The 5,789-nt window shown below is 68.0% G+C and carries 6 protein-coding genes; 5 read left to right on the forward strand and 1 reads right to left on the reverse strand.

What is annotated here, in order from left to right:
- Positions 1 to 4: 4 nt before the first annotated feature.
- The 3 genes from QN345_RS14785 (at position 5) to QN345_RS14795 (ending at position 3,876) form a co-directional block, all read left to right on the forward strand.
- Positions 5 to 334, forward strand: coding sequence for a DUF6804 family protein (locus QN345_RS14785; protein WP_241975349.1), 330 nt, complete (start codon positions 5 to 7; stop codon positions 332 to 334).
- A 226-nt stretch (positions 335 to 560) separates the two neighbouring features.
- Complete coding sequence (locus QN345_RS14790; protein ID WP_134449561.1) at positions 561 to 2,741, forward strand: DEAD/DEAH box helicase; 2,181 nt, start codon at positions 561 to 563, stop codon at positions 2,739 to 2,741.
- A gap of 106 nt (positions 2,742 to 2,847) precedes the next feature.
- A complete protein-coding gene (locus tag QN345_RS14795; protein ID WP_134449562.1) occupies positions 2,848 to 3,876 on the forward strand; it encodes a 6-phosphofructokinase in 1,029 nt (342 codons plus the stop codon).
- Between the two features lie 141 nt (positions 3,877 to 4,017).
- Here the strand turns inward: QN345_RS14795 and QN345_RS14800 are convergent, their stop codons facing one another.
- Entirely contained in the window at positions 4,018 to 4,272 is a 255-nt protein-coding gene (locus QN345_RS14800; RefSeq protein ID WP_134449563.1) for a mycoredoxin, read from the reverse strand.
- Positions 4,273 to 4,310: 38 nt separating this feature from the next.
- Here QN345_RS14800 and QN345_RS14805 point away from each other — a divergent pair, with 38 nt between their 5' ends.
- Both QN345_RS14805 and QN345_RS14810 read left to right on the forward strand, forming a co-directional pair.
- Positions 4,311 to 4,784 (forward strand): 8-oxo-dGTP diphosphatase, encoded by a 474-nt coding sequence (locus QN345_RS14805; RefSeq protein WP_134449564.1) that lies wholly within the window; start codon positions 4,311 to 4,313, stop codon positions 4,782 to 4,784.
- 199 nt (positions 4,785 to 4,983) lie between these two features.
- A partial coding sequence (locus QN345_RS14810) for an anion permease (RefSeq protein WP_323508803.1) occupies positions 4,984 to 5,789 on the forward strand: 806 nt, incomplete at its 3' end.

Consider the following 5,789-nt stretch of genomic DNA (forward strand, 5'->3'; position numbering starts at 1 on the left):
TCTGATGGGCACCCCGGTCGCACCCACCTTTTCCCGGGCAGCTCTCGCGCCCGGCCTGCTCGGCGCCATCGCCCTGCTTGCCGGTCTCGCCCTGATCGACGCCGACAGTTTCATCATCATCCGGTACACCGTCAGCATCCTCGCCCTCATCCTCTGCGTCTTTGCCGTGCAGGGGAAGGCCTGGTGGTGGCTCATCGGCCTCGCCCCCATCGCCGTGCTGTGGAACCCGATCTTCGTGATCGGGTTGAACGGGCAAGGCTGGGTGGCCGCACAGTATGTCGCGGCGCTGCTCTTCATCGTGGTCGGGGTGCGCGTCAAGGTCCCCGTGCACTGAGCGTCGTGCGGGGTGTGTCATCGGGCGGATGCGCGGGCGTAGACTACAGGTGCGTCGAAACCCGGTCGTCGTCTCGACCTCCCCGGTGTAGTACCGAAGCGGTCTGCAGCACAATCGTTTCGTTGGCTCGGCCCGGTTCTTTCGATTGATCGCTCTGGTGTCCACGGATGCCGCACGACGTCGCGCGTGGATCACGCTGCCACAGCCGCTGTGAAGTTGGAGAAGAATGGCATACACCCGCCACCAGGCCCCAGGCTCGAACAACCATGCCCCGGCCGGAGGCCGCGCCAGGCAGCGCGCACGCTCGAGGGACGACGACGCCCCGATCATCCCGATCCTCGCCCGCAAGGTGCGCGAGGTCGAAGCCAAGGCCCAGTCGGGCACCAAGCTCGGGCCGACGAACCGCACGAAATACCAGGTCATCGCGCTCCTGATGCGCGAGGAACGCGCCAGGGTCAAGGGCGACCGCGAACTGACCGACGCGAACAGGGCAGAGCTGCTCAAACGCCTCGACGGCATCGCGCAGATCCTCGCGAAGACCGCGGCCCGCGACACGAGCCTGATCACCCTCCTCGAACCCGACGCCGGAGTGTCGACCGTCGCACAGCGCTTCCGCCGCGACTGGCTCCTCGAATCCGGGGCGGACCTGAGCCCGGACGAACTGATCATCACCCGCGAGCCCGAGGTCAAGCCCGATGAGCCGGAGAACCAGGTCGTCCCGCAGTCCGTGCGGGCGCGCCAGCTCGCGAACCCCTTCCTCGCCCCCGATTTCAGCGCCGTCCAGGCCGCTCCCGTCATCTCCGGGCGCCGCCTCGCCAACTGGGAACTGATCGGCCCGCTCTTCAAGTCCTTCGAATACGGCTCAGGCGGCCAGGCCGCGAGCATGGACCTGCCGGAGGCGCCCGTCATCGACCGGCTTTCCCCGCCCGGCATGGAACTCATGCGGCACCAGTCCCGCTTCATCGAGAGCGCACGGCTCGGCCATCGCAGTTACCTGCTCGCCGATGAGCCTGGTCTCGGCAAGACCGCGCAGAGCCTGCTCGCGGCATCCGTCGCCGGCGCGTACCCGCTGCTCGCCATCGTGCCCAACGTCGTCAAGATGAACTGGGTGCGCGAGGTCGAGATGTGGACGCCGCAGCGCCGGGCGACCGTCATCCACGGCGACGGCGACACCCTCGACGCCTTCGCCGACGTCGTCATCGTGAACTACGACGTGCTCGACCGGCACAGGGCCTGGCTCGGCACCCTCGGCTTCAAGGGCATGGTCGTCGATGAGGCGCACTTCATCAAGAACCTGCAGTCGCAGCGCTCCCGCCACGTACTCGCCCTCGCCGAGCAGATCCGCCGCCGCACCCCCGGCGGCAACCCGCTGCTGATGGCCCTGACCGGCACCCCCCTGATCAACGACGTCGACGACTTCCGCGCCATCTGGCAGTTCCTCGGCTGGATAGACGGCGACAAGCCGACTGCGAAGCTGATGGCCCGGCTCGAGGCCACCGGCCTCACCCCGGCGGATGCCGGTTTCTACTCCGAAGCCAGGGCCGCGGTCATCGACATGGGTATCGTGCGCCGCCGCAAGGTCGACGTCGCGACGGACCTGCCCGCCAAGCGCATCGCCGACCTGCCGGTCGAGCTCGACGACGACCTCGGGCGCTCGATCCGCCAGGCCGAACGGGAACTCGCAGCCCGCCTCGTCACTCGGTACCACGGCCTCGTGTCCGCGCGCCATCCCGGCCGCACGGCGCCCAGCCTCGACGGAGCCCAGCGGGCCGCGTTCATCCGCGCGGTCGCCCACGCCGAGCTCGAGGAGTCCAAGGGCCAGACCACGGGCGAGAACGTGTTCACCATGGTGCGCAAGATCGGCCAGGCCAAGGCCGGGCTCGCCGCAGACTACGCCGTGCAGCTCGCGCACTCGGTCGGCAAGGTCGTGTTCTTCGCCAAGCACATCGACGTCATGGACACCGCTGAGCAGATCTTCGCCAAGCGCGGCATGCGCTCCGTCTCCCTCAGGGGCGACCAGACCGCGCTCGCCCGCCAGGCCGCGATCGACTCGTTCAACAACGACCCGGGTGTCGCCGTCGTCGTCTGCTCGCTCAGCGCCGCCGGCGTCGGGGTCAACCTGCAGGCGGCCTCGAACGTCGTGCTCGCCGAGCTCAGCTGGACGGCCGCGGAGCAGACCCAGGCCATCGACCGGGTGCACCGCATCGGCCAGTCGGAACCGGTCACCGCGTGGCGGATCATCGCCGCGCACACGATCGACGCGCGCATCGCCGAACTGATCGGCAGCAAGCAGGGTCTCGCGGCCCGCGCGCTCGACGGGGTCGAGGGCGAGGCCTCGTCCGAGGACTCGATCCAGGCCAGCGCCCTCGTGTTCCTGCTCACCCAGGCACTCGACGGGGAGCTGTAGCCCGCACTCCCCGGCGCGGATTTGAGTCTGGCCCCGATTCGGGACCATCATTAGGGGTTGGTGCAGGCGCCGACATGAGTACTTGAGCATGAAGGAGCAGTCACAGATGAAAATTGGTATCCTCACGAGCGGTGGAGACTGCCCCGGGTTGAACGCGGTTATTCGCGGTTCCGTCCTTAAAGGTGTCCGCGTTCTCGATGATGAATTCATCGGAATCCGCAACGGCTGGCGCGGGCTGGTGCAGGGGGAGTTCATGACCCTCGATCGCCACAGTGTGCGTGGATTATCCCGTCAGGGCGGCACCATTCTGGGCAGCTCGCGCACGAACCCGTTCGAGGGCGAGAACGGCGGACCCGTTAACATCCAGAAGATGATGGATGCCGAGGGCATCGACGCCATTATCGCGATCGGTGGCGAGGGCACGCTGACCGCAGCCCGCCGCCTCACCGACGCAGGCATCCGCATCGTCGGCGTGCCGAAGACCATCGACAACGACCTCGAGGCCACCGACTACTCGTTCGGCTTCAACACCGCCGTCGAGATCGCGACCGAGGCCATCGACCGCCTCCGCACCACCGCAGAGTCGCACGGCCGCTGCATGATCGTCGAGGTCATGGGCCGCCACGTCGGCTGGATCGCCCTGCACTCCGGCATGGCCGGCGGAGCACACGCCATCCTCATCCCCGAGCAGAGCCAGACCATCGAGCAGATCTGCGAGTGGGTCCTCAGCGTCCGCGACCGCGGCCGCGCGCCGGTCCTCGTCGTCTCTGAGGGCTTCAAGCTCGCCGGCATGGAGGAAGCACTCTCCACCAAGGGCCTCGACGCGTTCAACCGTCCCCGCCTCGGCGGCATCAGCGAAATGATCGCCCCGATGGTCGAAGAGCGCACCGGCATCGAAACCCGCGCGACCGTCCTCGGCCACACCCAGCGCGGCGGCTCCCCGTCGGCATACGACCGCGTGCTCGCCACCCGCCTGGGCATGGCCGCCGTCGACGCGATCCACGCCGGCCAGTGGGGCTCCATGGTCTCGCTCAAGGGCACCGACATCGAGATCGTCAGCATCGCCGACGCCACGATCGGCCTGAAGACCGTCCCGCAGGCACGCTACGACGAGGCCGCCGTCCTCTTCGGCTAGAGCCGGCAGCATCACCCGATCGCATCCCTGAGGGGTCGCAGATCGACCTTCGCAGCACACGGGAAGGTCGAATTGCGACCCCTCAGCGTGTTACAAGGTCGATTTACGACCCCTCAGCTGGTGGAACCGGGGAGGAGAGGGTCAGGCGAGTTTGGCCTGGACCTGCGCGAGCGAGGGGTTGGTCGCGCTCGACCCGTCCGGGAACAGGACCGTCGGCACGGTGCGGTTTCCACCGTTCAGGCTCATCACGAGCTCACTCGTGCCGTCGACTTCTTCGACGTTGACCTCGGTGTAGCCGACGCCGGCCTTGTCCAGCTGGGACTTCAGCCGGGAGCAATAGCCGCACCAGTTGGTCGTGAACATGGTGATGGTGCCCGATTCGGGAACGAAATTCATAGGCGCAGCCTAACAAACCCCGCCGTTAAGCTGGGTCCATGACCCTGCCCCAGGTGTGCGTGTGCTACCTCACCCGCGAATCGCCCGCCGGAGGCACCCAGGTGCTCCTCGGCCGGAAGAAGAAGGGCCTCGGCCTCGGCAACATCGTCGGCCTCGGCGGCAAGCTCGAACCCGGTGAAACCGCGGTGGATGCCGCGGTGCGCGAAATCGAGGAGGAGTCCGGACTCTCCGTCGCGGCATCCGCTCTCACCGCCCTCGGGGTGCTGACCTACCTGTTCCCGCACCGGGAGGCATGGAGCCAGGAATCGTCCGTCTTCGTGTGCAGCGACTGGAGCGGCACTCCCCGGGAATCGGACGAACTCAACCCGGTCTGGTTCGACGTCGCAGCGCTGCCCCTCGACGAGATGTGGGACGATGCCAGGCACTGGCTGCCTGGCGTGCTCGCTGGCGTGCCCGTGCGCCGCACGTTCACCTTCGGCGCGGACCTGGCGACGGTGGTCGCGAGCAGCTGAGCGGGCAGCCGGGCAGCCGGGCGGGCGGCTGGGCGGGCAGGGGCCGCCGGTGAACGGCGTCTGAACGCGAGCAGTATTCCCGCTGAATTGACCTGACCTCCCGGGAGTGTCAGGATCGTTAGGTCGCTTGTCCGTCCGGCGTCCGGGAAGCAGCGCGGATTCGGCTGCACCCTGTTGCAGCCGAACAAGAAAGCCTCCGGTGGATCTCACCCTGATCGTCGCGCTCGTCATTGCGCTGTCCCTCGTCTTCGACTTCACCAACGGCTTCCACGACACCGCGAACGCGATGGCGACGCCCATCGCGACCGGGGCGATGCGGCCCAAGGTCGCCGTCGGCCTCGCAGCCGTGCTCAACCTCGTCGGCGCATTCCTCTCCACCGAGGTCGCGAAGACCGTGTCGGGGGGCATCATCCGCGAGGGCAACGGCGGGGTGCAGATCACGCCGCAGATCATCTTCGCCGGGCTCATCGGCGCGATCGTCTGGAACCTGATCACCTGGCTCCGCGGCCTGCCGTCGAGCTCGAGCCACGCCCTCTTCGGCGGCCTGATCGGCGCGGCCATCATCGGCATCGGCGTCCAGTCGGTCGACTTCACCGTCGTCTTCGCGAAGGTGATCCTGCCTGCCCTGATCGCACCGGTCACGGTCGGTGTCGTCGCGCTCGTCGCGACCAGGCTCGCCTACTTCATCACGCGTCGTGACGCAGGCAAAGCGGACGGCCGGGGCGGCTTCCGGTACGCGCAGATCTTCTCGTCCTCCCTCGTCGCCCTCGCCCACGGCACCAATGACGCGCAGAAGACGATGGGCGTGATCACGCTGACCCTCATCGCCGGCGGATTCCAGGCGGTCGGCAGCGGCCCGCAGTGGTGGGTCATCTGCACGTGCGCGCTCGCCATCGCGATCGGCACGTACACCGGCGGCTGGCGGATCATCCTCACGATGGGCAGGGGACTCACCGACGTCAAGCCCGCCCAGGGCTTCGCCGCGGAGACGAGCACGGCCGCGAC

It is taken from the genome of Cryobacterium sp. 10I1, from assembly GCF_035019805.1.
GTDB classification, from domain to species: domain Bacteria; phylum Actinomycetota; class Actinomycetes; order Actinomycetales; family Microbacteriaceae; genus Cryobacterium; species Cryobacterium glucosi.

What these genes read in the sequence shown, in the direction of transcription:
- QN345_RS14790 (WP_134449561.1), top strand. Translation starts at nt 561, where the DNA reads ATGGCATACACCCGCCACCAGGCCCCAGGCTCGAACAACCATGCCCCG.
- QN345_RS14795 (WP_134449562.1), top strand. Translation starts at nt 2,848, where the DNA reads ATGAAAATTGGTATCCTCACGAGCGGTGGAGACTGCCCCGGGTTGAAC.
- QN345_RS14785 (WP_241975349.1), top strand. Translation starts at nt 5, where the DNA reads ATGGGCACCCCGGTCGCACCCACCTTTTCCCGGGCAGCTCTCGCGCCC.
- QN345_RS14800 (WP_134449563.1), bottom strand. Translation starts at nt 4,272, where the DNA reads ATGAATTTCGTTCCCGAATCGGGCACCATCACCATGTTCACGACCAAC.
- QN345_RS14805 (WP_134449564.1), top strand. Translation starts at nt 4,311, where the DNA reads ATGACCCTGCCCCAGGTGTGCGTGTGCTACCTCACCCGCGAATCGCCC.